The organism is Pseudomonas sp. F007 (assembly GCF_057814275.1).
Genome location: NZ_JBVATA010000011.1, coordinates 79,048 through 105,450, shown reverse-complemented (window position 1 = coordinate 105,450; position 26,403 = coordinate 79,048). Strand labels below are relative to the sequence as shown.

General features: G+C 62.0%; 27 protein-coding genes. 13 read left to right on the top strand and 14 right to left on the bottom strand.

Annotated features, from left to right (window positions below):
* Positions 1 to 7 precede the first annotated feature (7 nt).
* From rodA to ACZYR5_RS26110, 6 genes are all read right to left on the bottom strand, one after another.
* Positions 8 to 1,111, bottom strand: coding sequence for a rod shape-determining protein RodA (gene rodA / locus ACZYR5_RS26135; RefSeq protein ID WP_489092408.1), 1,104 nt, complete (start codon positions 1,109 to 1,111; stop codon positions 8 to 10).
* A 31-nt stretch (positions 1,112 to 1,142) separates the two neighbouring features.
* Positions 1,143 to 3,038 carry a penicillin-binding protein 2 gene (mrdA, locus tag ACZYR5_RS26130; RefSeq protein ID WP_489092261.1) on the bottom strand — a complete coding sequence of 632 codons (1,896 nt, stop codon included), beginning with the start codon at positions 3,036 to 3,038 and terminating at the stop codon, positions 1,143 to 1,145.
* A gap of 10 nt (positions 3,039 to 3,048) precedes the next feature.
* A complete protein-coding gene (gene rlmH / locus ACZYR5_RS26125) occupies positions 3,049 to 3,516 on the bottom strand; it encodes a 23S rRNA (pseudouridine(1915)-N(3))-methyltransferase RlmH (protein WP_003185785.1) in 468 nt (155 codons plus the stop codon).
* 9 nt (positions 3,517 to 3,525) lie between these two features.
* Positions 3,526 to 4,020 carry a ribosome silencing factor gene (rsfS, locus tag ACZYR5_RS26120; RefSeq protein ID WP_489092260.1) on the bottom strand — a complete coding sequence of 165 codons (495 nt, stop codon included), beginning with the start codon at positions 4,018 to 4,020 and terminating at the stop codon, positions 3,526 to 3,528.
* Between the two features lie 72 nt (positions 4,021 to 4,092).
* Positions 4,093 to 4,773, bottom strand: coding sequence for a nicotinate-nucleotide adenylyltransferase (gene nadD / locus ACZYR5_RS26115; protein WP_489092259.1), 681 nt, complete (start codon positions 4,771 to 4,773; stop codon positions 4,093 to 4,095).
* A 1-nt stretch (position 4,774) separates the two neighbouring features.
* Positions 4,775 to 6,046, bottom strand: a complete 1,272-nt coding sequence (locus ACZYR5_RS26110; protein ID WP_489092258.1) for a glutamate-5-semialdehyde dehydrogenase — start codon at positions 6,044 to 6,046, stop codon at positions 4,775 to 4,777.
* A gap of 174 nt (positions 6,047 to 6,220) precedes the next feature.
* On the opposite strand from ACZYR5_RS26110, the gene ACZYR5_RS26105 reads away from it, so the two are divergent.
* The gene (locus ACZYR5_RS26105; protein ID WP_489092257.1) at positions 6,221 to 6,904 is read left to right on the top strand and encodes a DNA-3-methyladenine glycosylase; all 684 of its coding nucleotides are present in this window, start codon (positions 6,221 to 6,223) and stop codon (positions 6,902 to 6,904) included.
* Between the two features lie 44 nt (positions 6,905 to 6,948).
* Entirely contained in the window at positions 6,949 to 8,265 is a 1,317-nt protein-coding gene (locus ACZYR5_RS26100; protein WP_489092256.1) for a bifunctional DedA family/phosphatase PAP2 family protein, read from the top strand.
* Positions 8,266 to 8,347: 82 nt separating this feature from the next.
* On the opposite strand, the gene ACZYR5_RS26095 is transcribed toward ACZYR5_RS26100, so the two are convergent.
* The 4 genes from ACZYR5_RS26095 to ACZYR5_RS26080 form a co-directional block, all read right to left on the bottom strand.
* The gene (locus tag ACZYR5_RS26095) at positions 8,348 to 8,509 is read right to left on the bottom strand and encodes a hypothetical protein (protein WP_489092255.1); all 162 of its coding nucleotides are present in this window, start codon (positions 8,507 to 8,509) and stop codon (positions 8,348 to 8,350) included.
* Between the two features lie 118 nt (positions 8,510 to 8,627).
* The gene (locus ACZYR5_RS26090; protein ID WP_489092254.1) at positions 8,628 to 9,218 is read right to left on the bottom strand and encodes an LON peptidase substrate-binding domain-containing protein; all 591 of its coding nucleotides are present in this window, start codon (positions 9,216 to 9,218) and stop codon (positions 8,628 to 8,630) included.
* 10 nt (positions 9,219 to 9,228) lie between these two features.
* The gene (locus ACZYR5_RS26085; RefSeq protein ID WP_489092253.1) at positions 9,229 to 9,945 is read right to left on the bottom strand and encodes an LrgB family protein; all 717 of its coding nucleotides are present in this window, start codon (positions 9,943 to 9,945) and stop codon (positions 9,229 to 9,231) included.
* Positions 9,942 to 10,304 carry a CidA/LrgA family protein gene (locus ACZYR5_RS26080; RefSeq protein WP_489092252.1) on the bottom strand — a complete coding sequence of 121 codons (363 nt, stop codon included), beginning with the start codon at positions 10,302 to 10,304 and terminating at the stop codon, positions 9,942 to 9,944. Before ACZYR5_RS26080 ends, ACZYR5_RS26085 begins: the two co-directional genes overlap by 4 nt.
* Before the next feature lie 180 nt (positions 10,305 to 10,484).
* Here ACZYR5_RS26080 and ACZYR5_RS26075 point away from each other — a divergent pair, with 180 nt between their 5' ends.
* From ACZYR5_RS26075 to ACZYR5_RS26065, 3 genes are all read left to right on the top strand, one after another.
* The gene (locus tag ACZYR5_RS26075) at positions 10,485 to 10,940 is read left to right on the top strand and encodes a MaoC family dehydratase (protein ID WP_489092251.1); all 456 of its coding nucleotides are present in this window, start codon (positions 10,485 to 10,487) and stop codon (positions 10,938 to 10,940) included.
* A 104-nt stretch (positions 10,941 to 11,044) separates the two neighbouring features.
* Positions 11,045 to 12,763, top strand: a complete 1,719-nt coding sequence (locus ACZYR5_RS26070) for a C13 family peptidase (RefSeq protein WP_489092250.1) — start codon at positions 11,045 to 11,047, stop codon at positions 12,761 to 12,763.
* A 27-nt stretch (positions 12,764 to 12,790) separates the two neighbouring features.
* Positions 12,791 to 13,432: an oxidoreductase gene (locus ACZYR5_RS26065; protein ID WP_489092249.1), complete on the top strand. Its 642-nt coding sequence runs from the start codon at positions 12,791 to 12,793 to the stop codon at positions 13,430 to 13,432.
* A gap of 4 nt (positions 13,433 to 13,436) precedes the next feature.
* Here ACZYR5_RS26065 and ACZYR5_RS26060 read toward each other — a convergent pair whose 3' ends face one another.
* The 4 genes from ACZYR5_RS26060 to ACZYR5_RS26045 all read right to left on the bottom strand — a co-directional run bounded on the left by ACZYR5_RS26060 (position 13,437) and on the right by ACZYR5_RS26045 (position 17,691).
* A complete protein-coding gene (locus ACZYR5_RS26060; RefSeq protein WP_489092248.1) occupies positions 13,437 to 13,721 on the bottom strand; it encodes a YceK/YidQ family lipoprotein in 285 nt (94 codons plus the stop codon).
* Positions 13,714 to 14,346: a flavin prenyltransferase UbiX gene (gene ubiX, locus ACZYR5_RS26055; protein ID WP_027617742.1), complete on the bottom strand. Its 633-nt coding sequence runs from the start codon at positions 14,344 to 14,346 to the stop codon at positions 13,714 to 13,716. The genes ACZYR5_RS26060 and ubiX overlap by 8 nt, the downstream gene beginning before the upstream one ends.
* Positions 14,343 to 15,692 carry a UDP-N-acetylmuramate:L-alanyl-gamma-D-glutamyl-meso-diaminopimelate ligase gene (mpl, locus tag ACZYR5_RS26050; protein ID WP_489092247.1) on the bottom strand — a complete coding sequence of 450 codons (1,350 nt, stop codon included), beginning with the start codon at positions 15,690 to 15,692 and terminating at the stop codon, positions 14,343 to 14,345. The genes ubiX and mpl overlap by 4 nt, the downstream gene beginning before the upstream one ends.
* Before the next feature lie 88 nt (positions 15,693 to 15,780).
* Positions 15,781 to 17,691: a sigma-54-dependent Fis family transcriptional regulator gene (locus ACZYR5_RS26045; RefSeq protein ID WP_489092246.1), complete on the bottom strand. Its 1,911-nt coding sequence runs from the start codon at positions 17,689 to 17,691 to the stop codon at positions 15,781 to 15,783.
* A gap of 301 nt (positions 17,692 to 17,992) precedes the next feature.
* On the opposite strand from ACZYR5_RS26045, the gene exaC reads away from it, so the two are divergent.
* The 8 genes from exaC to ppa all read left to right on the top strand — a co-directional run bounded on the left by exaC (position 17,993) and on the right by ppa (position 26,269).
* Entirely contained in the window at positions 17,993 to 19,513 is a 1,521-nt protein-coding gene (exaC, locus tag ACZYR5_RS26040; RefSeq protein ID WP_027617739.1) for an acetaldehyde dehydrogenase ExaC, read from the top strand.
* Positions 19,514 to 19,694: 181 nt separating this feature from the next.
* On the top strand, positions 19,695 to 20,975 hold the full coding sequence (gene eutH, locus ACZYR5_RS26035) for an ethanolamine utilization protein EutH (RefSeq protein WP_489092245.1): 1,281 nt from the start codon (positions 19,695 to 19,697) through the stop codon (positions 20,973 to 20,975).
* 97 nt (positions 20,976 to 21,072) lie between these two features.
* Positions 21,073 to 22,467, top strand: coding sequence for an ethanolamine ammonia-lyase subunit EutB (locus ACZYR5_RS26030; protein ID WP_489092244.1), 1,395 nt, complete (start codon positions 21,073 to 21,075; stop codon positions 22,465 to 22,467).
* A gap of 8 nt (positions 22,468 to 22,475) precedes the next feature.
* Positions 22,476 to 23,303, top strand: a complete 828-nt coding sequence (eutC, locus tag ACZYR5_RS26025; RefSeq protein WP_489092407.1) for an ethanolamine ammonia-lyase subunit EutC — start codon at positions 22,476 to 22,478, stop codon at positions 23,301 to 23,303.
* A gap of 128 nt (positions 23,304 to 23,431) precedes the next feature.
* A complete protein-coding gene (locus tag ACZYR5_RS26020) occupies positions 23,432 to 23,893 on the top strand; it encodes a GNAT family N-acetyltransferase (protein ID WP_489092243.1) in 462 nt (153 codons plus the stop codon).
* 261 nt (positions 23,894 to 24,154) lie between these two features.
* A complete protein-coding gene (locus ACZYR5_RS26015; protein WP_489092242.1) occupies positions 24,155 to 24,811 on the top strand; it encodes a DedA family protein in 657 nt (218 codons plus the stop codon).
* Between the two features lie 6 nt (positions 24,812 to 24,817).
* Positions 24,818 to 25,630, top strand: a complete 813-nt coding sequence (locus tag ACZYR5_RS26010) for a M90 family metallopeptidase (RefSeq protein ID WP_489092241.1) — start codon at positions 24,818 to 24,820, stop codon at positions 25,628 to 25,630.
* Between the two features lie 111 nt (positions 25,631 to 25,741).
* Positions 25,742 to 26,269, top strand: a complete 528-nt coding sequence (gene ppa, locus ACZYR5_RS26005) for an inorganic diphosphatase (RefSeq protein WP_489092240.1) — start codon at positions 25,742 to 25,744, stop codon at positions 26,267 to 26,269.
* The last annotated feature ends 134 nt before the right edge of the window (positions 26,270 to 26,403 follow it).

Genomic DNA, 26,403 nt, shown 5'->3' with positions numbered 1-26,403 from the left:
ACCTTATTCAAACCTGCGCGATCCACTTGCGGTGGGTATGGATCGACATCAAAACCCCAAACGCTGACAGCAGCGTCACCAGCGAAGTTCCGCCGTAGCTAATGAACGGCAACGGCACCCCCACCACCGGCAACAGGCCACTGACCATACCGATGTTGACGAAAACGTAAACAAAAAACACCATGGTCAGCGCGCCGGCCAGCAATTTGCCGAACAGCGTCTGCGCCTGGGCGGTAATCACCAGCCCGCGACCGATCAACAGCAGATAAATCAACAGCAAGGCGCAAATGCCCACCAGGCCGAACTCCTCGCCCATCACCGCGATGATGAAGTCGGTGTGGCTTTCCGGCAGGAAGTCCAGGTGCGACTGGGTACCCAGCAGCCAGCCCTTGCCGAACACGCCGCCGGAGCCGATGGCCGCCTTGGATTGAATGATGTTCCAGCCAGTGCCCAGCGGATCGCTTTCCGGGTCGAGGAAGGTCAGGATCCGCTGCTTCTGGTAGTCATGCATGATGAAGAACCACATGGCGATCGCCACCGGCACCGTGGCCGCCAGCACGCTGAGGATCCAGCGCCAGCGTAGCCCCCCCATGAACAGCACGAAAGCACCACCGGCGAGAATCAGCAGCGAGGTGCCGAGGTCCGGCTGGCGCACGATCAGGGCGAACGGGATGCCGATCAAAATCAGGCTGACCCCGACGTGCTTGAGCTGCGGCGGCAAGGTGCGCTTGGACAGGTACCAGGCGATGGTCGCCGGCATGATGATCTTCATGAACTCCGAGGGCTGGAAACGAATCACCCCGGGAATGTTGATCCAGCGCGTCGCGCCCATGGCGTTGTGGCCCATGATGTCCACCACCAGCAACAGCAGCACACCGACCACATAGCCCAGCGGCACCCAGCGCGCCATAAAGCGCGGCTCGAACTGGGCGATGATGATCATCGACACCAGGCCGATGCCGAACGACGTCGCCTGTTTGCCCAGCAGGTCCCAGCTCTTGCCGCTGGCCGAATACAGCACGAACAGGCTGCCGGCCGCGAGAATCAACAGCAGGATCAGCAATGGGCCGTCGATGTGCATGCGCTGCAACAACGTCGCCCGGCGACGCATCACATCCTCACTGGAGAGAATGCGATCGAAATTACTCTTCACGGGCCGTAGCCTCCGCGGAATTGGGGCTGGCGAATTCAGGCTTGAGTCGACCATCCTGGTCCAGCAACCAGGCATCCATCACCTGGCGCACCACCGGTGCAGCGACGCCGGAACCGGACTCACCGTTCTCGACCATCACCGAAACGACGATTTTCGGGTTGTCGGCCGGGGCAAAGCCGACGAACAAGGCGTGGTCACGATGCCGTTCCTGGACCTTGGAGCGGTCGTACTTCTCGCCCTGCTTGATCGCCACCACCTGGGCCGTACCCGACTTGCCGGCGATCCGGTACTGCGCGCCAATCGACGCCTTGCGCGCGGTCCCCCGGGCACCGTGCATCACCTGCTGCATGCCGTGGTTGACCCGGGTCCAGTCCGCCGGATCGCGCAGGACAATGTCCGGCATCGGATTTTCATCCACCGGTTTCTCGCCCTCGATCGACTTGGCCAGGTGCGGCCGATTCCACTTGCCCTTGCTGGCGACCAGCGCGGTGGCCTGGGCCAGTTGCAATGGAGTGGACTGCATATAGCCCTGGCCGATCCCGAGGATCAGGGTTTCGCCCGGGAACCAGGCCTGGCGGCGGGTGGCCCGCTTCCATTCGCGCGACGGCATGAGGCCCGGCGATTCTTCGAACATGTCCAGCGAGACCTTCTGGCCGATGCCGAACTTGGTCATGTAGGCCGACAACCGGTCGATCCCCAGCTTGTGCGCCAGGTCATAGAAGTAGGTGTCGTTGGAGCGCATGATCGCCGTGTCGAGGTCGACAAAGCCGTCACCGGTGCGGTTCCAGTTACGGTACTTGTGATCGTAATTGGGCAATTGGTAGTAGCCCGGGTCGAATACCCGCGAGGTCGCCGTGACCACCCCGGAATCAAGGCCGGCGATGGCTACCGCCGGCTTGATGGTCGAGCCTGGCGGATACAACCCGCGCAGGACCCGGTTGAACAGTGGCCGGTCGATGGAGTCGCGCAACTCGGCGTAGGCCTTGAAGCTGATGCCGGTGACGAACAGGTTCGGATCGAAACTCGGCTGGCTGACCATCGCCAGCACTTCGCCGGTGTTCGGATCCAGCGCCACTACCGCGCCACGACGCCCACCGAGGGCCGCTTCGGCGGCTTCCTGCAGCTTGATGTCGAGGCTCAGGATGATGTCCTTGCCGGGAATCGGATCGGTGCGCTTGAGCACCCGCAGCACGCGGCCGCGGGCGTTGGTCTCGACCTCTTCGTAGCCGACCTGACCGTGCAGTTGCGGCTCGTAGAAGCGCTCGATACCGGTCTTGCCGATATGGTGGGTACCGCTGTAATTCACCGGATCGAGGGTTTTCAGCTCTTTCTCGTTGATCCGCCCCATATAGCCCACCGAGTGCGCAAAGTGCGCGCCCTGCGGGTAATGGCGCACCAGTTGCGCGACCACCTCGACGCCCGGCAGGCGGAACTGGTTCACCGCAATCCGGGCAATCTGCTCCTCGGTCAACTCGAACAGGATCGGCACCGGCTCGAACGGCCGGCGCCCCTGGCGCATGCGTTTTTCGAAGATCACCCGGTCCTCGGGCGTCAGCTGCAGCACTTCGACGATCACGTCGAGCACTTGCTGCCAGTCGCCGGAACGTTCGCGGGTCATGCTCAGGCTGAAGCTGGGCCGGTTGTCGGCAATCACGACGCCATTACGGTCGAAGATCAGGCCGCGGGTCGGCGGAATCGGCTGAACATGGACGCGGTTGTTTTCCGACAGGGTCGAGTGATACTCGTACTGGATCACCTGCAGGTAGTACAAACGCGCGATCAGCACGCCAATCAGCAGCACCACTGCAATTGCCCCGAACACGACGCGACCACGCACCAGACGGGCGTCTTTTTCGTGGTCCTTGATGCGAATCGGTTGGGACATGAGCGCAGGGTTACTTGTGGTAAGGGTGACCGGACAGGACTGTCCAGGCACGGTACAGCTGTTCGCCGATGAGGATTCGCACCAGCGGATGGGGCAAGGTCAGCGGCGACAGCGACCAGCGCTGATCAGCCCGCGCACAGACTTCCGGCGCCAACCCCTCGGGGCCGCCGACCATGAAGTTCACAGTACGCGAGTCCAGGCGCCAGCGATCGAGCTCCACCGCCAGTTGCTCAGTGCTCCACGGCTTGCCATGGACCTCCAGCGTGACGATGCGTTCGTTGGGACCAACCTTGGCCAGCATGGCTTCGCCTTCCTGGCGAATGAAACGCGCCACGTCAGCATTCTTGCCACGGGTATTGAGCGGTATTTCCACCAGTTCCAGCGCCAGCTCGGACGGAAGACGCTTGGCATATTCATGCCAGCCTTCTTCCACCCACTTGGGCATGCGTGAACCGACGGCGATCAGACGCAGTCGCACAGCGAACCCTTACAGCTGGTCTTTGTTGAGCTTGTTGAAGTGCTCGTGCGGATTTTCCGGGCTGTGGTGCGCGGCGCTGGCCGAACGGCTCTGCTCGGCACCGGCCCACAGGCGCTCCAGGTCGTAGAACTGGCGGGCCGAGGCGGTCATCATGTGCACGATGACGTCGTCCATGTCCAGCAGGACCCAGTCGCTGTCGCCCTTGCCTTCTTCACCCAGCGGCTTGACGCCCTGGGCTTTGACGGCTTCACGGACCTTGTCGAGCATCGCGCCGATCTGGCGGTTGGAAGTACCGGTGGCGATGATCATGAAGTCGGTGATGCTTTGTTTTTCACGCACGTCGATGACCTGGATGTCCTGGGCCTTGACGTCTTCCAGGGCGGCGACGGCAACCTTGACCAGCGCTTCGCCGGCCAGCACTTCGCCAGCATGTGCTTCTACCGGCAGCGGCGCGCTCTTGAAGGTGCCTTTGCGCTTTACTTTCGATACATCTTTGTTAGTCATATAAAACTCGTTTTGCTCGTATGTTCGGGCGCTTCAATACACGTTGTTGCCACGTGCCTTGAGCACTCCTATTCAGTTCGACGCACGGTACAGACCGTGCGCATCGATGTAGGCCAGGACCGCGTCGGGCACCAGGAAACGTACCGACTTACCGCTGGCCAGCAGTTGACGGATCTGGGTGGCGGATACCGCGAGCGGTGTCTGCCAGACGAATGCAATCTGTCCGCTCGGCCCTTTGAGGGCCAGCGGGTCGCTCACCGAGCGCGCTGCCAGCAAGTTGCGCAAGGCATCTGGCGGTTCGCTGTCGGCATCCGGGCGTTGCAGCACCAGGATGTGGCAATACTGGAGCAACTCTTCCCAGCGGTGCCAAGTGGGCAGGCCGCAAAATGCGTCCCAACCCAACAGTAAAAACAACTGGTCATCCGCGGCGAACTCCGCACGCATCAGTTCCAGGGTATCGATAGTGTAGGACGGCTTGTCGCGTTTGAGTTCGCGGTCGTCCACCACCAGGGGTGCAACCCCTGCTACCGCGCACTCGACCATCGCCAGACGATCGGGTGCCGACACCTGCGGCGTGTCCCGATGCGGCGGCCTGGCGCTGGGCGTCAGGCGCAACTCATCGAGGTTCAACGACTCGGCCACTTCCAGCGCGCCGCGCAAATGGCCGATGTGCACCGGATCGAATGTCCCGCCAAGCACGCCAATACGTCGTGCCGAGGGAGTCACCGAGGCTGTCGGGTCGAGGTCGCCCAAGTCAGACCGGCTCCTGGCCGCGCAACTGGCCGTCACCGACCACGATGTACTTCTCGCAGGTCAGGCCTTCGAGGCCTACCGGGCCGCGGGCGTGCAGCTTATCAGTAGAAATGCCGATCTCGGCACCCAAACCGTACTCGAAGCCATCGGCAAAGCAGGTCGGGGTGTTGATCATCACCGAGGCCGAGTCGACTTCGGCGACAAAACGCCGCGCTTCGCCCTGGTGCTCGCTGACGATCGAGTCGGTGTGGTGCGAGCCATAATGGTTGATGTGCTCGATTGCCTGGTCCAGGCCATCGACCACCAGGATCGAGAGGATCGGCGCCAGGTATTCGGTGCTCCAGTCTTCCTCGGTCGCGGCCACGGCATCGATGATCGCGCGGGTCCGCTCGCAACCACGCAGCTCGACGCCCTTTTCGCGGAACTGGGCAGCCATGGCCGGCAGGAAGTCCTTGGCCACGGCCTGATCGACCAGCAGGGTTTCCATGGCGCCGCAGATGCCATACCGGTAGGTCTTGGCGTTGAAGGCAATGCGTCGCGCCTTGTCGAGTTCAGCGTGGGCGCTGACGTAGACGTGGCAGATACCGTCCAGATGCTTGATCACCGGCACCCGGGCATCGCGACTGACGCGCTCGATCAGGCCCTTGCCACCGCGTGGCACGATCACATCGACGTACTCGGGCATGGTGATCAGGGCGCCGACAGCGGCACGGTCGGTGGTTTCCACCACTTGCACCACGGCCGCCGGCAAGCCAGCCTCGGCCAGGCCGCGCTGGATGCAGGCGGCAATCGCTCGGTTGGAGTGAATCGCCTCGGAGCCACCGCGCAGGATGGTCGCGTTGCCCGACTTCAGGCACAGGCTCGCGGCGTCGATGGTCACGTTCGGACGTGACTCATAGATGATCCCCACCACACCCAGCGGCACGCGCATCTTGCCGACCTGGATACCTGACGGCCGAAAACTCATGTCGCGGATCGCACCTACCGGGTCGGGCAACGCTGCCACCTGACGCAAACCGACGATCATGCCGTCGATGCGTGCCGGGGTCAGGGCCAGGCGTTCGAGCATGGCCGGCTCCAGGCCATTGGCCCGGCCAGCGGCCAGGTCCAGCTCGTTGGCGGCAGAAAGCTCGGCGCGAGCAGCGTCCAGCGCGTTGGCGGCGGCCTGCAGGGCGCGGTTCTTCTGCCCGGTGCTGGCACGGCCGATCACGCGGGAAGCGTCACGGGCGGCGCGACCCAAGCGGGTCATGTAGTCAAGAACGGACTCAGTCATGGTCTGGTGTGGTCTTGGCAAAGAGGAAAGCGGCAGATTATAGCTGTCGCGCTCTCCTACTAACAGCGGTGACAGGCGGATGGTCGAAATGGACTGCAAATAGACAGTCTTCAGCCTCGATTAAGCCAACGATTGTTATCATTACGTCACTTTCGCCCTGACATAACTGCCGCCATGTCCATCCTGACCGCCCACCGGCAGCCCAAAGCCCTGCCAGACAGCTTCTTCAACCGTGACGCCCAGCTCCTGGCCTGTGAACTATTGGGCAAAGTCATTCGCCATCGGGTCGGCGATTTATGGCTTTCGGCACGAATTATCGAAACCGAAGCCTATTACTGCGACGAAAAAGGCAGTCACGCCTCCCTCGGCTACACGGAAAAGCGTAAGGCTTTGTTTCTGGATGGCGGGCACATCTATATGTACTACGCCCGCGGCGGCGACTCGTTGAATTTCAGCGCCCACGGCCCCGGCAACGCGGTGCTGATCAAGTCCGGCTACCCCTGGGTCGACGAAGTGTCAGGGCCGTCGAGCCTGGCGCAGATGCTGCTCAACAATCCGGACGCCAACGGCCGTCCACGCCCCTCGCAACGCCTGTGCGCCGGCCAGACATTGCTGTGCAAGGCGCTGGGTTTGAAGGTACCGGTCTGGGACGCGAAACGCTTCGACCACGACATACTCCTGGTCGAAGACCTCGGCCGGCCGCCGACCCAGGTCATCCAGACCACCCGCCTGGGCATCCCCCACGGACGTGACGAACACCTGCTCTACCGTTTCGTCGACAGCGACTACGCCCCCTACTGCACGCGGAACCCGCTGCGACGCGGGCAGGTCGAAGGACGCGACTACACCCTGCTGTAACCACCAGCCCCTGTGGGCCAATCACCAATGATGGAGTTGTACCTATGGGCCCATGGCTCGACAGCCTGACCGCCTGGTTGACGGCAAACCCGCAGTGGCTGGCCGCCGCGGTCTTTATCGTCGCCTGTATTGAATGCCTGGCGATTGCCGGATTGATCGTGCCCGGCACGGTGCTGCTGTTCGCGGTAGCCGTATTGGCTGGCAGCGGCGCGCTGTCATTGGGAGAAACCCTGCTGCTGGGCTTCCTCGGCGGCGTCCTCGGCGATGTGGTGTCGTACTTCCTTGGCCGCCACTTTCATCAGAACATTCGCCGACTGCCGGGCCTGCGCCACCATCCGGAGTGGATCGGCAGTGCCGAAACCTATTTCCAGCGCTACGGCATTGCCAGCCTGTTGGTCGGACGCTTTATCGGCCCGCTGCGGCCGATGTTGCCGATGGTCGCCGGCATGTTCGACATGCCCTTCCTGCGTTTCTTTGCCGTCAGCCTGCTGGCCGGTGCTGGCTGGTCGGTCGCCTACCTGCTGCCGGGCTGGGCCACCGGGGCCGCCATTCGCCTGCCATTGCCCGAGGGTTTCTGGCCGCAGGCCGGGATTGTCGCAGCCAGTGTTGCAGTCATGGTCGGCCTGAGCGCCAACAGCAGCCTGCGCAGTCATCGCAAAGCCGCGATGCTTATCGCAGGCATGAGCTTTCTGATCCTGGCGGGATTGTTCATTGGCTACCCGCACCTCAGTGCCCTCGATCAAGGGGTCATGACCCTGGTCCAGGAACACCGTAACCCGACATTCGATGAAGTCGCCGTGGTCTTCACGCTGATTGGTGAATTCCGCAACATGTTGCTGTTCAGCGCCTTGCTGGTCGGGATACTGCTGGTCACCCGGCAGTGGCGCCAGGCCATATTCGCCGCCAGCACGCTGCTGTGCACTGCGCTGGCCAACACCCTGACCAAACACTTCTTCGCTCGCGTCCGCCCTGAAGTCCTCAGCGAGCCGTTGACCACCTTCAGCATGCCCAGTGGCCACGCTTCGGGCTCTTTCGCACTGTTTCTGACCCTGGCCGTCCTGGCGGGTCGCGGACAACCGCCCAGAATGCGCCTGACCTGGCTGCTGCTGGGCTGCCTGCCAGCGTTGGCCATTTCAGTTTCGCGGGTGTATCTGGGAGCGCACTGGCCGACGGACGTACTGGCGGGGGCGATGCTGGCAGCGTGTGTCTGCGCCGCAAGCCTGTGGTTCAGTCAACGCCAGACTTCGCTGTCCGCCCTGCCCCCCAAGGTCTGGTGGATCGTCCTGCCGGCACTGGTTGGACTGCTCGGGCTCTTCGTGTTGAGGCACCTGCCGCAAACCATGCTGCGCTACGCCTACTGAGCATCTGGATTTCCGGCACCCAGACAAAAAACCCCGACCTGAGAGGTCGGGGTTCTTTCAACACCAGTTCAACTGAACCGCATCACGCACTTTGACGCTTTCGCATTTCCAGAATCAGCGCGTCGGCCAAGCGTCCTGCGGTGATCGCCGTTTGCTCGAACGACTGTCCGAGACTGGCATTTTTCAGCATGTAGCCCACTGCAGCAGCTTCCCATGCAGCTCGCTCGGATACGAAAATAGTCATGATTTAAATTCCTTTTAGATGATGACATTGGCCACTTCGTGTGACGCCCCGAGAAACTAAATAATTCGTCACCGATTCACAATGCTGGCTAGCTGACTCAAGCCTTACCAATTGTTACTCAGGCAAACAGTTCGCCCTGCAGCTCATCGAGCAAAGCCTGAATCGCATCCAGGCGTTGTTGCGGATCATCGAGTTGCAACAGGTCGATCTTGTCCAGCTCCGAGAACGGCAACAGGTACGCCAACTGGTTGGCCAGGGACTGCTGGCCGTTCGCCTCGGTACCCATGTTCAAGGCCACTACCATCGGATGTTCGGCCAGGGCCTTGAGCAAGGCCACCAGGTCGTCATCCTCCTCTTGCAGCGGTTGCTCGGGTTCGTCCTCCAACCATTCGACCTCGGCGACCAGCAGTTGATCGCGCTGCACTTCAGTACGCAACACCTTGAAGCGCCGCCCGCCCTCGACGCGGATCCCCAGCAGACCATTGTCCTGCTGCTGGAAATCGGTAATCCGCGCTTCACAGCCGATCAGGGCATAGCCCTCGGGAGCGTCCCCGACTTCTTCGCCTTCCAGGATGCACACCACACCAAAGCCTTCGCCCTGTTTCATGCAGCGACTGATCATGTCGAGGTAACGCGCCTCGAAAATCTGCAAATCGAGGATGCACCCGGGAAACAGCACGGTGTTCAGCGGAAACAGCGCCAGGCTCATAGACATGTCCTTAAACCACCATTGATACCGCCAACGGCAACAACACGGCCGTGGCCACACCCATCAGGCTCATCGCCAACGCGGCAAATGCACCGCACTCGTCACTTTCCTGCAGGGCCACCGAAGTGCCCACCGCATGGGCCGTCATGCCCAGGGCCATGCCTCGGGCTTCCGGGCCATGTACGCCGAGGCGCGTCAGCAGCGCCGGGCCGAAAATCGCCCCGAGCACCCCGGTAATCAACACGAACACTGCCGCCAGTGCCGCGACACCACCAATCTGCTCGGCCACCAGCATCGCAATAGGCGACGTCACCGATTTTGGCGCCATGGTCATCAGGATCATGTGCTCGGCGCCGAACCACCAGCCCAGCAGCACACACAGGCCGGTTGCCACCACACCACCTATCACCAGCGTAGTAAAAATCGGCCAGAACAGCTGACGAATCCGCCGCAAGTTGAGGTAAAGCGGAACCGCCAGCGCCACGGTGGCCGGGCCCAGGAGAATGCTGAGGATTTCCGTGCTTTTACGGTACTCGCCGTAGGTGAGACCGCATACCAGCAACACGCCGATCACCAGCAACATCGAGACCAAAACCGGCTGCAGAAAAATCCAGCGAGTCTTCTCGAAGGCCGCCAGTACCAGTTGATAGGCGCCCAGGGTAATGCCGATGCCGAACAATGGATGATGGATCACTGCCGCCAATGCCCCCTGCCAATCGAACATCATGGCTGCTCCTCCTGTCGCGCCTGACGCTTGACCAGCCGCTGCATCAACACCCCGACAAAGGCCATCGACAGCAACAGCGACAGCACCAGCGCACCGACGATCGCCCAGAAGTCCGCCGCGATATCGGCGGCATACACCATCACCCCAACGGCGGGCGGCACCAGCAGCAACGGCAGGTAACGCAACAGGCTGCCAGCGGCCAGGCTCAATGGCTCACCGACTTCGCCACGCACAATCAGGAAGCCCAGCAGAAGCAGCAAACCGATGATGGGCCCCGGCAGTACCGGCAAAAACAGGTGATTGAGCGCCGTGCCCAGCAATTGAAAAAGCACCAGCCAGGTCAGACCGCGAAGCAACATGAGTGATCTCCAGCAAAACCCGCTCCCCACAAGCGGACCGGCCATTATAAGCATGGCATCCGCTATGCATGGGTATTCGCCAAAGGTATGGGAGGTTGACCGGCACACCACGCCATGTTGATCTAAGGTGGTTGGCGATCCCTCAAAAAACTATAAATCGTTGAATCAAGGAGAGTCTCAATGCCCTTTGTTGCCGTTGCACAGATCAAAGATTATGTCGGCAAGGAACTCGGATATTCCGAGTGGCTGACCATCGACCAGGAGCGCATCAACCTCTTCGCCGAAGCCACGGGGGACTTTCAGTTCATCCACGTTGATCCGGTGAAAGCGGCGCAGACCCCGTTTGGCAGCACCATCGCCCACGGTTTTCTGACACTGTCGCTGATTCCCAAGTTGATGGAAGACATTCTGGTGGTACCAGAAGGCTTGAAGATGGTGGTCAACTACGGCCTGGACAGCGTGCGCTTCATCCAGCCGGTCAAGGTCGGCTCCAAGGTCCGGCTCAAAGTCGAACTGACCGACGCCAACGAGAAGAAACCCGGTCAATGGCTGCTCAAGGCCACCACCACCCTGGAAATCGAAGGCGAGGAAAAACCGGCCTACATTGCCGAACCCCTGTCGCTGGCATTCGTGTAACCCCCTGCCGGATGCGAAGCAGTTCTCGCTGTTTCGCACCGCGTCTCTATTTATCAGGCATATAGCTGCGGCATACTCGGTCGCCTAATTGCCCGGATCCCGTTATGCGCTCACTTGCACCCCTTGCCCTGACCCTGTTGCTCACTGCGTGTGGCGACGGCGAATCGCTGTTGCCACCAGACGCACGCCTGCCCGATGGCGGGCGGTATCGCGGTGAACTGGTCGACGGTTTGCTGCAAGGCCAGGGGCGCATCGACTACCCCAATGGCAGTTGGTACGCCGGGCAGTTCGACAAGGGCCAGTGGCACGGTCAGGGTGAATGGCACGGCAGCAACGGCGAACTCTATCGCGGCGGCTTCCAGCAAGGCCTGTTTCACGGCCAGGGCACCCTGAGTACCGGCGACAGCAATTACACCGGCAGCTTCAAACTGGGGCGCCGCGACGGTGAAGGCACGCTCAAGGAACACGGCATGACCTACCGTGGCGAGTTCAAATCCGACCAGTATTCGGGACTGGGCCGCCTTGAACTCGAAGACGGCAGCCAGTACCAGGGACAATTCGCCCACGGCCAGCCCAATGGCGAGGGCCAGCGCAGCGATGCCAGCGGCAATCAATTCAGCGGACATTTCGTCAACGGTCAACTGGACGGCGTCGGCAGCTTCAACAGCGCCGAGGGCGACAGCTACGTCGGCGGTTTCAAGCAAAACCAGTTACACGGCAAGGGCCGCTACGAAAACGCCGACGGTGACGTCTGGATCGGCGCCTTCAAAGAGGGCGCGCTGAGCGGCAAGGGCGAACTGATCGGCGCCGACAACAGTCATTACATCGGTCACTTCAGCGATTGGCGCTTCAGCGGCCAGGGTCGCCTCAACCTGCCGGACGGCAGTTTCTATATCGGCCAGTTCGACAACGACAGCTACCAGGGCCAGGGCACGCTGGTGCTGACCGACGGCACAGTGCAAAGCGGCCACTGGATCAATGGCCAGCGCGTACGTGACGCCGACGGAAAACTACTGCCCGATACCCTCGAACTGGGCTTGCTGGCCCAGGGCCGCTTACTTGAAGAAGCACTGGCCAACGTGCCCGCGTCCACCCCGGCAGTGGAGCTGTACAGCCTGACCCTCGGCGGTGATGGCAAACAGAGCGTATTCCTGCGCGAATCCGATTACGTCAGCAACATGCTGGCCAGCCGCTTTGGCGCTTACGGACAGATTCGCCTGGTCAACCATCGCGATCATTCCGGCGACCGGCCCATGGCCACCCGCGAGAATCTGCGACGCGCCGCCCTGACCCTGGCCGAGCGCAGCGGTCCGGAAGACCTGCTGTTCATCTACCTGACCAGCCACGGCACGGCCGAGCACGAGTTGGTCCTCGACCAACCGCGCATGGAACTCGCCGACCTGCCCGCCGATGAACTGGCGAGCGTGCTGGCGCCGCTGAAGAATCGCGACAAGATCATCGTCATCTCGGCCTGCTACTCCGGCGGCTTCATCCCGGCACTGAAAGACGAACGCACGCTGATCATGACCGCCTCGCGCGGCGACCGCGTGTCGTTCGGCTGCTCCGAGGAAGCCGACTTCACCTACTTCGGCGACGCCCTGTTCGCCCAGGCGCTGAACCAGACCGATGACCTCGAACAGGCCTTCAAGCTGGCCAAGGCCACGGTCGCCGAGCGTGAACTGGCGGACAACTTCGAAGCCTCCGAACCACAGATCTGGGCGCCCAAAGCCGTACTGGCGCGCTGGCAGGCATTGCGCAAGCAACAAGCCAGAAAAGCGCTGCAAAGTGCCGCGCTGGACAGCAAGGAAACAAAGAGCAACTAAGCTGAACAGTATCAAGGGAGAAACACTATGTACTTGACGCCTCAGCACATACTGCTCGCCGGAGCCACCGGCCTGACCGGTGAACATCTGCTCGACCGGCTGCTCAACGAGCCCACCATCAGCCGCGTGCTGGCGCCTTCGCGTCGGCCGCTGGCAGAGCACCCGCACCTGGAAAACCCGGTCGGGGCACCGGCCGAGTTCCTGCCGCAACTCAGTGGCCGGGTGGACATCGCCTACTGCTGCCTGGGCACGACCATCAAGCAGGCTGGCTCGGAACAGGCGTTCCGCGCGGTGGACCTGGACATGGTGGTGGCCTTCTCCAAGCGTGCGCGGGAAATGGGCGCGCGACACTTGATCGTGATCAGCGCCATTGGTGCCGACCCGAAATCCTCGGTGTTCTACAACCGCGTCAAAGGCGAAATGGAACAGGCATTGCGCGCGCAGGACTGGCCACAACTGACCATCTGCCGGCCTTCGCTGTTGCTGGGCGAGCGCCTGGAACCTCGGCTCGGCGAGCAATTCGCCGGCCCGCTGTCGCGATTGATCCCCGGCAAATACCGCGGCATCGAGGCCTGCCAACTGGCCCGCGCCATGTGGCGCCTGGCGCTGGAAGAACAGGATGGGGTACGCATTGTCGAGTCGGACGAACTGCGCAAGCTCGGCAAGTGACTGACTACAAACCGCCCGTCGCCTGAAAGCCGACACCCAGCACCGTCAGCGCCGACAACGGCAACAGCAGGGTGTCGAGCAAGGCGCTGGCGGGCAAGTCAACACCCGGATAGCTCGGCGCTTCGGCGCCGAAGCGGTCCTTGGCGCAACAGCCTCCTTGCATCGCATACAGATCAAGACGCGTGCCCGAATACACCACCGGCGCGCCCGGCTTGGCCGCGTCGAGGGTGCGCACCGTGGCGCAGCCGGCCAGTTGCACGGCCAGCAGCGCAATCAGCAGCTTATTCATCGCTGCTCAAATGATGCTCGCCCCAGCGTGGCAGCATGTCTTGTGGGATGTTCAGCAGGTTGAGAATCCGCGCCACGACAAAGTCCACCAGGTCATCGATGGTCTGCGGCTGATGATAGAACCCGGGCGACGCCGGCAAAATGGTCACGCCCATGTTCGACAGCTTGAGCATGTTTTCCAGGTGAATGCTCGAGTAAGGCGCCTCGCGCGGTACCAGGATCAACTGCCGACGCTCTTTCAAGGTGACGTCGGCAGCGCGCTCGATCAGGTTGTTGCACGCCCCTGCCGCAATGGCCGCCAATGTCCCTGTTGAACACGGCACCACCACCATCGCCGCTGGCGAGCCTGAGCCCGACGCCACCGGCGACATCCAGTCTTCCTTGCCATACACCCGAATCTGCCCGGCCACCGCACCGGTGTACTCGGTGAGGAAGGCCTGCATCATCTGTGGCTTGGGTGGCAGGCTGACATCCGTCTCGGTGGCCATCACCAGTTGCGCGGCCTTGGAGATCAGGAAGTGCACCTCGCGGTCCTCCCGCACCAGGCAATCGAGCAGACGCAAACCGTACTGCGCGCCGGAAGCGCCGGTCATGGCCAGGGTGATGCGATCCGGACCGTTGTTCATTTAAGCGCCTCGGCGAGTTTGCCGTGCAGGCCGCCGAAGCCGCCGTTGCTCATGATCACCACGTGGGTGCCAGGTTGGGCCTGACTCTTGACCCGCTCGATGATGCCTTCCAGCGAATCGCTGACAATCGACGGCACGGTGCACAGGGCAGCGGTCGCCGCCAGGTCCCAGCCAAGGTTGGCCGGCGCGTACCAGATCACCTGATCGGCATCGACCACACTTTCCGGCAGGCCATCACGGTGCGCGCCGAGCTTCATCGAGTTGGAGCGCGGCTCGATGATTGCGATCAGCGGCGCATCTGCGACGCGTTTGCGCAGGCCATCGAGGGTGGTGGCAATCGCCGTTGGGTGGTGGGCAAAGTCGTCATAGATGGTAATCCCGTTGACCTGGGCCACCACTTCCATGCGCCGTTTCACACTCTTGAATGCGCTCAGCGCGGCGATCCCCATGCTCGGGACCACGCCCACGTGCCGCGCAGCCGCCAGGGTTGCCAAGGCGTTGGCGACGTTGTGCTGGCCGGTCATGTCCCACTCCACTACGCCTTGGGCCACGCCTTCGAACATGACCTCGAAGCGCGAGCCGTCTTCGCTGAGCAGCTTGACCTGCCACTGGCCGCCGACGCCGGTGGTTTGCACCGGGGTCCAGCAACCCATTTCGATGACGCGCTGCAGGGCCGGTTCGGTGGTCGGGTGGATCACCAGGCCCTCACTCGCAATGGTGCGCACCAAGTGATGGAACTGTCGCTCGATAGCCGGCAGATCAGGGAAGATGTCTGCATGATCGAACTCAAGATTGTTGAGGATCGCGGTGCGCGGACGGTAATGCACAAACTTCGAACGCTTGTCGAAGAACGCGCTGTCATATTCATCGGCTTCGATGACGAAGAACGGCGTGTCGCCCAATCGGGCCGACACCGAGAAATTCTGCGGCACGCCACCGATCAGGAAACCCGGGCTCATGCCGGCGTGCTCCAGCACCCAGGCCAGCATGCTGCTGGTAGTGGTTTTGCCATGGGTGCCCGCTACCGCCAATACCCAACGGCCTTGCAGCACGTGGTCGGCCAGCCATTGCGGACCGGAGACGTAGGGCAGGCCCTTGTTCAGGACGTATTCGACAGCGGGGTTGCCACGGGACATGGCGTTGCCGATCACCACCAGGTCCGGGGCCGGATCGAGCTGGGCCGGGTCGTAGCCTTGCGTCAGCTCAATGCCCTGCGCTTGCAGTTGAGTGCTCATCGGCGGATAGACGTTGGCGTCGGAACCGGTGACGCGATGGCCCAGTTCTTTGGCCAGAACCGCCATCGAACCCATGAAAGTGCCGCAGATACCCAGGATATGAATGTGCATAGTCAACCTCGTAAAACATCGAGGCAGGTTAGCCTAGGGTGGGAAAAATCGCACCCTTTAGCTGAGCGGACACGGCGTGCCCGAGCGACTAGCGGGCGATTGCGTGTTTGCGCAGCTTGCGATAGAGGGTATTGCGGCTGATGCCCAATTGCTCGGCGGTATGGGTCATGTGCCAGCGCTGCTGCTCCAGGGCGTTGAGCAGGGCCAGGCGCTCGGCGTCATCCAGTGGAAATTCGGCCAGCGGTGGCGCACTGGGCACCAACGGCCGCGCCTGGCGGATCATCGCCGGCAGATCGTCCAGGCCGATGCAGCCGTCGTCACACAGGGCAGCCAGGGTGCGCAGGACATTGCGCAATTGCCGCACGTTGCCCGGCCAGGCAAACGCCAGCAAGGCGTGGCGCGCCGGCTCGGCAATCTGCACCGTTTCGCCGCCGGCCTCTTCGGCCAGCAGAAAATCCAGCAACTGCGATTTGTCGCTGCGTTCGCGCAGCGCCGGCAAGGCCACTTCCAGGCCGTTGAGCCGGTAGTACAAGTCCTCGCGGAAACTGCCATCCTGCACACGATCGAGCAGATTACGGTGGGTGGCGCTGATGATTCGAACGTTGACCGCCTGCGGTTCGCCACCAATGGGCACCACCAGCCGATCCTCGAGCACCCGCAGCAGACGGGTTTGCAAGGCCAGCGGCATGTCGCCGATCTCGTCGAGGAACAAGGTACCGCCATCGGCCTGTTGCAACTTGCCGCGCATGCCCTCCTTGCGCGCGCCGGTAAAACTGCCGCCGCGATAGCCAAACAGCTCGCTCTCGATCAGGCTTTCCGGAATCGCCGCGCAATTGAGCGCGACGAACGCCTTGTCCGCGCGCTGACTGGCCTGGTGCACCGCCTTGGCGAACGCTTCCTTGCCGGAGCCGGTTTCGCCGTTGATCAGCAGCGGCACATCCCGTTCGAACACGCGCAAGGCTTTGCGGAAATCCGCCTGCAGCCCTTCGTCTCCCAGGCAAATGCCCGGCAACCGAGCGTGTTCTTCGATTTTGCGCGCGGGCATGACCGGCGCTGGCACGCTGCGCGCCTGACCACGCAGCACGGCAAACAATCCGCGCCCATCGCGGGTACGCAGCGGCCAACTGGCGCTGGCATTCACGCTGGCTCGGGACAGCAACTCGTCCAGCGAGCAGTCGAAAAAGTTATCCACCGGCTTGCCGACCAGGCCGCCACGTATGTGCCCCAGCAGGTTCAACGCACTCTGATTGACCGCACAGATTCGCCCTTCGCCGTCGAACGCCAGCAGACCTTCACTGAACAGCCCTACCGACTCCGCCTGCAGATGGAAGCGCAGCAACCATTGGTTCTCGAAATGGCGCAGGAAGTAGCAGCTTTCGATCATTTTCGCCGAGAGGTTGACCAGCGCCATGGTATGGAATTGGCTCTGACGCGAAACCTCGTGCCGCGCCGACGACACGTCGAGCACCGCCAGCAATTCGCCATGGGGATCGAACACCGGACTGGCGGAGCAGGTCAGGCCAGTGTGGCGACCGCGAAAGTGCTCATCCTGATGAATGGTCAGCGCCTGGCGCTCCACCAGGCAGGTGCCGATGCCGTTGGTGCCTTCGCAGGCCTCGCTCCAGTCGGCGCCCAGCCACAGCCCGGCACGCTCGAAAATGCGCCGCTCGGTGGGCGCGGTGACACAGTTGAGAATCACCCCACGGGCGTCGGTCAGCAACACCGCGTGGCCGGCACCGGAAAGCTGCTGATGCAGGCTGGTCATCTCGCCGCCGGCAATGTGCAGCACCTGTTGCAGACGCTCCCGGCTCTCCAGCACGCGGCCGTGTTCCAGCACCGTCGGCGCCATGCTCTGCGCGGGATCGAGGTGATAGTCCTCAAGGCAACGCAGCCAGGAGCGAGCAATCGACGGATCGCTACCGGGCCCCTGCAACTGGTGCTTGCCCTGGGTAACGGTCAACACCTGCTGGGCATGGCGGCTCAAATGGTTGTTGTGCATTTCTTGTTGTGCTCCACGGGGTGCGGCGAACCTGGCGTGTGGACGCCCAGCATCCCCCAGCCACCGGCGCATTGCAATGCCGACGAGACCGGCCGGTCACACTGTGTGCCATAAGCGGTACAAAGTGTCACAACCCCTGTACCGCATCTGTCACACGCCTGCCGGATCGCACCGCGCAAAACCCGCCAACCCCTTGATTTACAAGACCTGCAACGCACTGGCCCGACCTTTGCTCTAGGCTTGTACAAGCGCTTACCGCGCGTACTCCCTTATAAACACAAAAGCCAAGGAGACACTCATCATGCGTTACGCTCACCCCGGTACCGAAGGTGCAATCGTTTCGTTCAAGAGCAAATACGGTAACTACATCGGCGGCGAATTCGTCGCACCTGTCAAAGGCCAATACTTCACCAACACCTCGCCGGTGAATGGCCAACCGATTGCCGAGTTCCCCCGCTCCACGGCTGAAGACATCGAAAAAGCCCTGGACGCTGCCCACGCAGCCGCCGACGCCTGGGGCAGCACTTCTGTCCAGGCGCGCTCGCTGATCCTGCTGAAAATCGCCGATCGTATCGAACAAAATCTGGAAACCCTGGCAATCACCGAAAGCTGGGACAACGGCAAGGCCGTGCGCGAAACCCTGAACGCCGACATTCCGCTGGCCGCCGACCACTTCCGCTACTTCGCCGGCTGCCTGCGTGCGCAGGAAGGCAGCGCCGCGGAAATCGACGGCAACACCGTGGCCTATCACATTCACGAACCATTGGGCGTGGTCGGGCAGATCATCCCGTGGAACTTCCCGATCCTGATGGCCGCCTGGAAGCTCGCACCAGCCCTGGCCGCCGGTAACTGCGTGGTGCTCAAGCCGGCCGAGCAGACCCCGCTGGGCATCACCGTGCTGATGGAACTGATCGGCGACCTGCTGCCGCCAGGCGTGCTCAACGTGGTGCAAGGTTTCGGCCGCGAAGCTGGCGAAGCCCTGGCCACCAGCAAGCGCATTGCCAAGATCGCCTTCACCGGCTCGACTCCGGTCGGCTCGCACATCATGAAATGCGCCGCGGAAAACATCATTCCGTCCACTGTGGAACTGGGCGGCAAGTCGCCGAACATCTTCTTCGAAGACATCATGAAGGCCGAGCCGAGCTTCATCGAAAAAGCCGCTGAAGGCCTGGTGCTGGCGTTCTTCAACCAGGGCGAAGTCTGCACCTGCCCGTCCCGGGCACTGGTCCAGGAATCGATCTACGACGAATTCATGCAGGTGGTGATGAAGAAAGTCCTGCAGATCAAGCGCGGCGACCCGCTGGACACCGACACCATGGTCGGCGCCCAGGCCTCGGAGCAGCAATTCGACAAGATTCTCTCGTACCTGGAAATCGCCAAGGGCGAGGGCGCGGAACTGCTGACCGGCGGCAAGGTGGAAAAACTCGAAGGCAACCTGGCCAGCGGATACTACATCCAGCCAACGCTGCTCAAGGGCACCAACAAAATGCGCGTATTCCAGGAAGAAATCTTCGGCCCGGTGGTCAGCATCACCACCTTCAAGGACGAAGCCGAAGCCCTGGCCATCGCCAACGACACCGAGTTCGGCCTTGGCGCCGGTCTCTGGACCCGTGACATCAACCGCGCCTACCGCATGGGCCGCGCGATCAAGGCCGGTCGCGTCTGGACCAACTGCTACCACCTGTACCCGGCGCACGCCGCGTTCGGTGGCTACAAGAAGTCCGGCGTCGGCCGCGAAACCCACAAGATGATGCTCGACCACTACCAGCAAACCAAAAACCTGCTGGTGAGCTACGACATCAATCCACTGGGCTTCTTCTGATTGCCCCTCCCGGCGACTTCGGTCGCCGGGAGGCGCTTCGCTGTCAGCGTCACCGCTTATTTTTGCATCGACTTCGCCGTTCACCCGCGGCGGATGCCTTGTTGCAACTGCAATTCCCCAATTCGCACAACGCACGGCCCCGCAGGCCGTGCGCAAAAAAACAATAAGAAGGGACCACGCAATGGATCAGATCGGCAACTACGTGCTCTATCTCATCATGTTCTGCGCCGTACTCGGCGCCTTCGCCGCGATCTACAACAGCGACGAAGGCCTGGGCAAGGAATTCATGGAGGGCATCCACGCCACAGGCCACATCTTTGTCCCGGCGGCCGGCATCATGGCCTCCATCCCCTATCTGACCGTGGTCATCGAAAAAGCCTTCGGCCCGTTCTTCAGCTCCCTGGGCGCCGACCCGGCGCTGGCGGCGACCATGATCATCGCCTCGGACATGGGCGGCTACCACCTGGCCTCGGCCCTGGCTGCGAGCAAGGAAGCGCTGGTGATGGCGCTGATTACCGGCTTCATGGGCGGTGCGACCATCGTCTTTTCGATCCCCATGGGCCTGGCGATGCTCGACAAGCGCGACCATAAATACATGGCGCTGGGCATCATGTCGGGGATCCTGACCATCCCGCTGGGCGTGCTGATCGCCAGCGTGATCCTCGCGTTCAGCAACCCACTGGTGCGCGAACTGGTCTCGACCAACGGCGAGGCCACCTATCAACTGGCCCTCGGCCTGGGCAGCATCTTCGCCAACCTGCTGCCGATCCTGATCTTCGTGGTCGCCCTGGCCCTCGGCCTGCGCTTCCTGCCGGACCTGATGATCAAGGGTTTCATCGTCTTCGGTCGCACCCTGGACGCCGCGATCAAGCTGGTGCTGGTGTTCTCCATCGTCGAATACTTCACGGGCGTGTTCACCCTGGTGTTTGGCGCCTGGGGTTTCCACCCGATCATCGCTGATGCCGAGGACCAGACCCGCGCCCTGGAAACGGCGGGCTACATCGGCATCATGCTGGCCGGTGCATTCCCGATGGTCTACCTGCTGCGCAAATACCTGGGTAAACCGCTGGAAAGCCTGGGTGGCAAGATTGGCCTGAGCGCGGTCGGCAGCGCCGGCATGCTGGCAACCATCGCCAACATCCTCGCGATGTTCCGCCTGGTGCGCTTCATGCCACCCAAGGACAAGGTGATCAACATCGCCTTTGGCGTGTGCGCGGCGTTCCTGCTCGGCGACCACCTGTCGTTTACCGCCAACTTCCAGCCGACCATCATCCTGCCGGTACTGATTGGCAAGATAAGTGCAGGTTTCATCGCCGTCGCACTGGCGTATTGGCTGTCGGTGCCCAAGGCTCTGCAACTGGAAGCTGAAGACCGTGCCGCCGGCATCATTGCCGAAGGCGAGTACCTGGGCCTGCCGGTGCCGGAAACCATCGCCCCGAACGGGGTCAAGGCCACGGCTTGAGCGCGCTGCATTGAAGTGCGCGGGCTACACCGGGCGTGGCATGCTGGATCAATCGCAGCCGCGCCCAGCGCACTTTCCTATTTGAACGGAGACTGAGATGGCAAGTTTTTCCCATAGCGTCGGCGCCCAGACGTACCGCTTCGACGACCTCAAGGACGTCATGGCCAAGGCCAGCCCGGCGCGCTCCGGAGACTTCCTGGCCGGTGTCGCCGCCCACAACGATGGCGAGCGGGTCGCGGCGCAAATGGCCCTGGCCGACATCCCGCTCAAGCACTTCCTGCAGGAAGCGCTGATTCCCTATGAAAGCGATGAAGTCACCCGGCTGATCATCGACACCCACGATGCCCAGGCCTTCAGCGCCGTCAGCCACCTGACCGTCGGTGGCTTTCGTGACTGGCTGCTCAGCGACGCCGCCGACGAACACAGCCTGCGCGCGCTGGCGCCGGGCCTGACCCCGGAAATGGCCGCCGCCGTGTCGAAGATCATGCGCGTGCAGGACCTGGTGCTGGTCGCGCAGAAGATCCGCGTGGTCACCCGCTTCCGTGGCACCCTGGGCCTTCGCGGCCGCCTGTCGACCCGCCTGCAGCCCAACCACCCTACCGACGAACCGGCGGGCATCGCTGCGAGCATCCTCGACGGCCTGCTCTACGGTAACGGCGACGCGATGATCGGCATCAACCCGGCCACCGACAGCATTGCCTCGATCTGCGCCATGCTGGAGATGCTCGATGCCGTGATCCAGCGCTACGAAATTCCGACCCAGGCCTGCGTACTGACCCACGTCACCACCTCGATCGAAGCGATCAACCGCGGCGTGCCGCTGGACCTGGTGTTCCAGTCGATCGCCGGCACTGAAGCGGCCAACGCCAGTTTCGGCATCAGCCTCAGCGTGTTGCAGGAAGGCTACGAGGCCGGCTTGAGCCTCCAGCGCGGCACCCTCGGGCAGAACCTGATGTATTTCGAAACCGGCCAGGGCAGTGCCCTGTCGGCCAACGCCCACTTCGGCCTCGACCAGCAGACCTGCGAAACCCGCGCCTATGCGGTGGCGCGCCACTTCAAGCCGTTCCTGGTGAACACCGTGGTCGGTTTCATCGGCCCCGAGTACCTGTACAACGGCAAACAGATCATTCGCGCCGGCCTCGAGGATCACTTCTGTGGCAAGTTGCTCGGTGTGCCGATGGGCTGTGACATCTGCTACACCAACCACGCCGAAGCCGACCAGGACGACATGGACACCCTGCTGACCCTGCTGGGCGTGGCCGGGATCAACTTCATCATGGGCATCCCCGGCTCCGACGACATCATGCTCAACTACCAGACCACCTCGTTCCACGATGCCCTTTATGCGCGCCAGACCCTGGGCCTGAAACCGGCCCCCGAGTTCGAAACATGGCTGGCGAACATGGGCATTTTCACCCAGGGCGACGGCAAGGTGCGTTTCGGCGACAACCTGCCACCGGCCTTCCGCCATGCCCTGGCGCAACTGCGATGAGCGACCTGATGATGGAAAAATCGGTAATCGATACGCAAAACCCCTGGCTGGATCTGCGCCGCCTGACGCCGGCACGAATCGCCCTTGGCCGCAGCGGCACCAGTATGCCGACCAGCGCCCAACTGGATTTCCAGTACGCCCACGCCCAGGCACGGGACGCCGTGCACCTGCCGTTCGATCATGCCGGCCTGAGCCGCCAGTTGACCGAAGCCGGGCGCGACAGCCTGTTGCTGCACAGCGCGGCCGCGGACCGCGACAGCTACCTGCAACGCCCGGACCTTGGTCGCAAGTTGAGCGACGACTCGGCGCAGAAGCTGCGTGACTACGCAGTGGCCCACCCAGGTGGCGTCGATTTGGCGGTGGTGGTGGCCGATGGTCTGTCGGCGCTGGCGGTGCATCGCCACACCTTGCCGTTCCTCGCGCGCATGGAAGAACAGACCCAGGCCGAAGGCTGGTCGCTGTCGCCGGTGGTCCTGGTGGAACAGGGCCGTGTCGCGGTCGCCGATGAAATCGGTCAGTTGCTGGGGGCAAAAATGGTGGTGATCCTGATCGGCGAGCGTCCCGGCCTGAGTTCGCCTGACAGCCTCGGCCTGTACTTCACCTACAACCCCAAGGTTGGCCTGACAGACGCCTACCGCAATTGCATTTCCAATGTGCGCCTGGAGGGTTTGAGCTATGGCATGGCGGCACATCGCTTGCTGTACCTGATGCGCGAAGCCTGTCGCCGCCAGCTGTCCGGGGTGAACCTCAAAGATGAGGCGCAGGTTCAGACCATCGAGTCAGAAAACGACCCAGGATTGCACACCAATTTCCTGCTCAATCATCCACAAATCTGAGCCAGAACCGCATTGCGTTTGCCCGCAACTTTGAGGCAGAGTCGACGAACGGCTGCCCGTGCGATGACACGATTGTCGTCAAATCCAATGGAAACTGCCGTCATAACTACTTGAAGTTGAGGCCTCGCATGCGGATTATTCAAGCAACTCTCGAGCACCTGGACCTGCTGACGCCTCTGTTCGTCAAGTACCGCGAGTTTTACGGCTCGCTGCCCTACCCCGACTCCTCCCGCGCCTTCCTGGAAAAGCGCCTGCGACGCAAGGAATCGGTGATCTACCTGGCCTTGCCGGATGATGACGATGGTCGCTTGCTGGGCTTTTGCCAGCTCTACCCGAGCTTCTCCTCGCTGTCGCTCAAACGCGTATGGATCCTCAACGACATCTACGTCGCCGAAGACGCACGCCGCCAGCTGGTGGCCGACAACCTGATGCGCACTGCGAAAAAAATGGCCAAGGAAACCCAGGCCGTGCGTATGCGTGTCTCCACCAGCAGCGACAATCTGGTGGCGCAGAAAACCTACGAATCCATCGGTTTTCGCGAGGACAGCGAGTTCAAGAACTACATCCTGCCCATCAGCGACGAACTGTAATCGTCGCCACGGGTTCAACTGGGGCGCACCGCGCCCCAGCAACCTGAACAAAAGCTGTCTCAGCTGCATTGAGCCGCCTGAGCCAAGCACCATTGCGTCGTCTTCGAAATCCCTCGCTACAAAACCCACACGCTTTTCACTTTCGTGTCCGTATAATTCCGAGTTTTATGGGCCGTAAGAAATAATCCACAGTCCTGTAGCCTTACTCTTCACTTCTTCCGCACAGGCTTGCCGAGTCGAGCCGTCACACAGGTGCCATCCATGGATTTCAACCCGCTCGACCTTATCCTGCATCTCGACGTCTACCTCGACTTGCTGGTAACCAACTACGGGCCATGGATCTACGCCATTCTGTTCCTGGTGATCTTTTGCGAAACCGGCCTGGTGGTTATGCCTTTCCTGCCGGGTGATTCCCTGCTGTTCATTGCCGGCGCCGTCGCCGCCGGTGGCGGCATGGATCCGGTGCTGCTGGCCGGTCTGCTGATGTTGGCGGCGATACTCGGTGACAGCACCAACTATGTGGTGGGGCGAACGGCCGGGGAAAAACTGTTCAGCAACCCGAACTCGAAAATATTCCGCCGCGACTACCTGCAACAAACCCACGACTTTTATGAGAAACACGGCGGCAAGACAGTCACGCTGGCGCGCTTCCTGCCGATCATCCGCACCTTCGCCCCGTTCGTCGCCGGTGTCGCGAAGATGCCTTACCCGCGCTTCTTCGGCTTCAGCGTGTTCGGCACCATCCTCTGGGTCGGCGGCCTGGTGACCCTGGGCTATTTCTTCGGCAACGTACCTTTCATCAAGAAGAACCTGTCGCTGCTGGTAGTCGGGATCATCCTGCTGTCGCTGGTGCCGATGATCATCGGCGTGGTTCGCAGTCGCCTCGGCGGTTCCAGCTCCAAAGCCCAGCCGCGCTGATCCGCCATGGGATTGCTGTCCACCTGGCGGCGCCAGCGCACCCTGGCCAAACACCCGGTTACCGATGAAACCTGGCAGCGAGTGCGCCAGCACTTGAGCTTCCTCGATGGCCTGGATGACGCACAAGACCGCTGGTTGCGCGAGTCGGCGGTACTGTTTCTACAAGACAAGTACCTGACCTGCCTGCCCGGCGTCGAACTGCATCAGGAACAGCGCCTGCTGCTGGCCGCGCAGGCCCAGTTGCCGCTGCTGAACCTGGGAGACCTCAACTGGTACCAGGGCTTCCACGAAATTGTGCTCTACCCCGACGACTTCCTCAGCCCGCAGCGTCATCGCGACGCCAGCGGTGTCGAGCACGAATGGGAGGGCGAGCACAGCGGTGAAGCCTGGCAGCAAGGCCCGGTGATCCTGGCCTGGCCCGGGGTCATGGCCAGTGGTGGCTGGGAAGGCTACAACCTGGTGATCCACGAACTGGCGCACAAACTCGACATGCTCAACGGCGACGCCAATGGCCTGCCGCCGCTGCACAGTGACATGCGAGTCAGCGAGTGGGCGCAGGTCATGCAACACGCCTACGACGACCTCAACCGCCAACTCGACCACAACCCCGACGCCGAGACGCCGATCGATCCCTACGCGGCAGAAAACCCGGCGGAGTTCTTCGCCGTCACCAGCGAATACTTCTTCAGCGCCCCGGACCTGCTGCACGGCGCCTATCCACAGGTCTACCAGCAACTGCAACTGTTCTACCGCCAGGACCCGCTTGCCAGGCTCGAGCGCCTGCTGGCCGAACATCCGGCGTACCGCACCCACGACTAAGGTCTACACGACTTCTGGTACGTGGCACTGGCGCGTGAATATGCCTATAATCGCCGCCACTTTTTGGTCAATCCGGCCAAGTCATTTGGCCACTTACGGGGGCAACGCCCAATGAGCTACAGCAAGATTCCGGCTGGCAAAGACCTGCCGAACGACATCTACGTCGCGATCGAGATTCCGGCCAACCACGCGCCGATCAAATACGAAATCGACAAAGACAGCGATTGCCTGTTCGTTGACCGTTTCATGGCCACCCCAATGTTCTACCCGGCCAACTACGGTTTCATCCCGAACACCCTGGCCGACGACGGTGACCCCCTCGACGTGCTGGTCGTGACCCCATACCCGGTCGCCCCAGGTTCGGTGATCCGCGCACGTCCGGTCGGCATCCTGAACATGACCGACGACGGCGGCGGCGATGCCAAAGTTATCGCAGTACCCCACGACAAACTGTCGCAGTTGTATGTCGACGTGAAGGAATACACCGATCTGCCAGCCCTGCTGCTGGAACAGATCAAACACTTCTTCGAGAACTACAAAGACCTCGAAAAAGGCAAGTGGGTGAAGATCGATGGTTGGGGTGACGCAGAAGCTGCTCGCGCCGAAATCCTGAAGTCGGTTGCAGCCTACAAAGGCTGAAGCAACACTGGCCGCGCGCCACTGACTGCTTGAAAAACCCCGGTTGCCCGGGGTTTTTTTATGTCCGCAGAAAACCACGGCACATATCGTTTAACACAATCAAACAACTTGTTTAGCAGTGCTTAATTACAGCG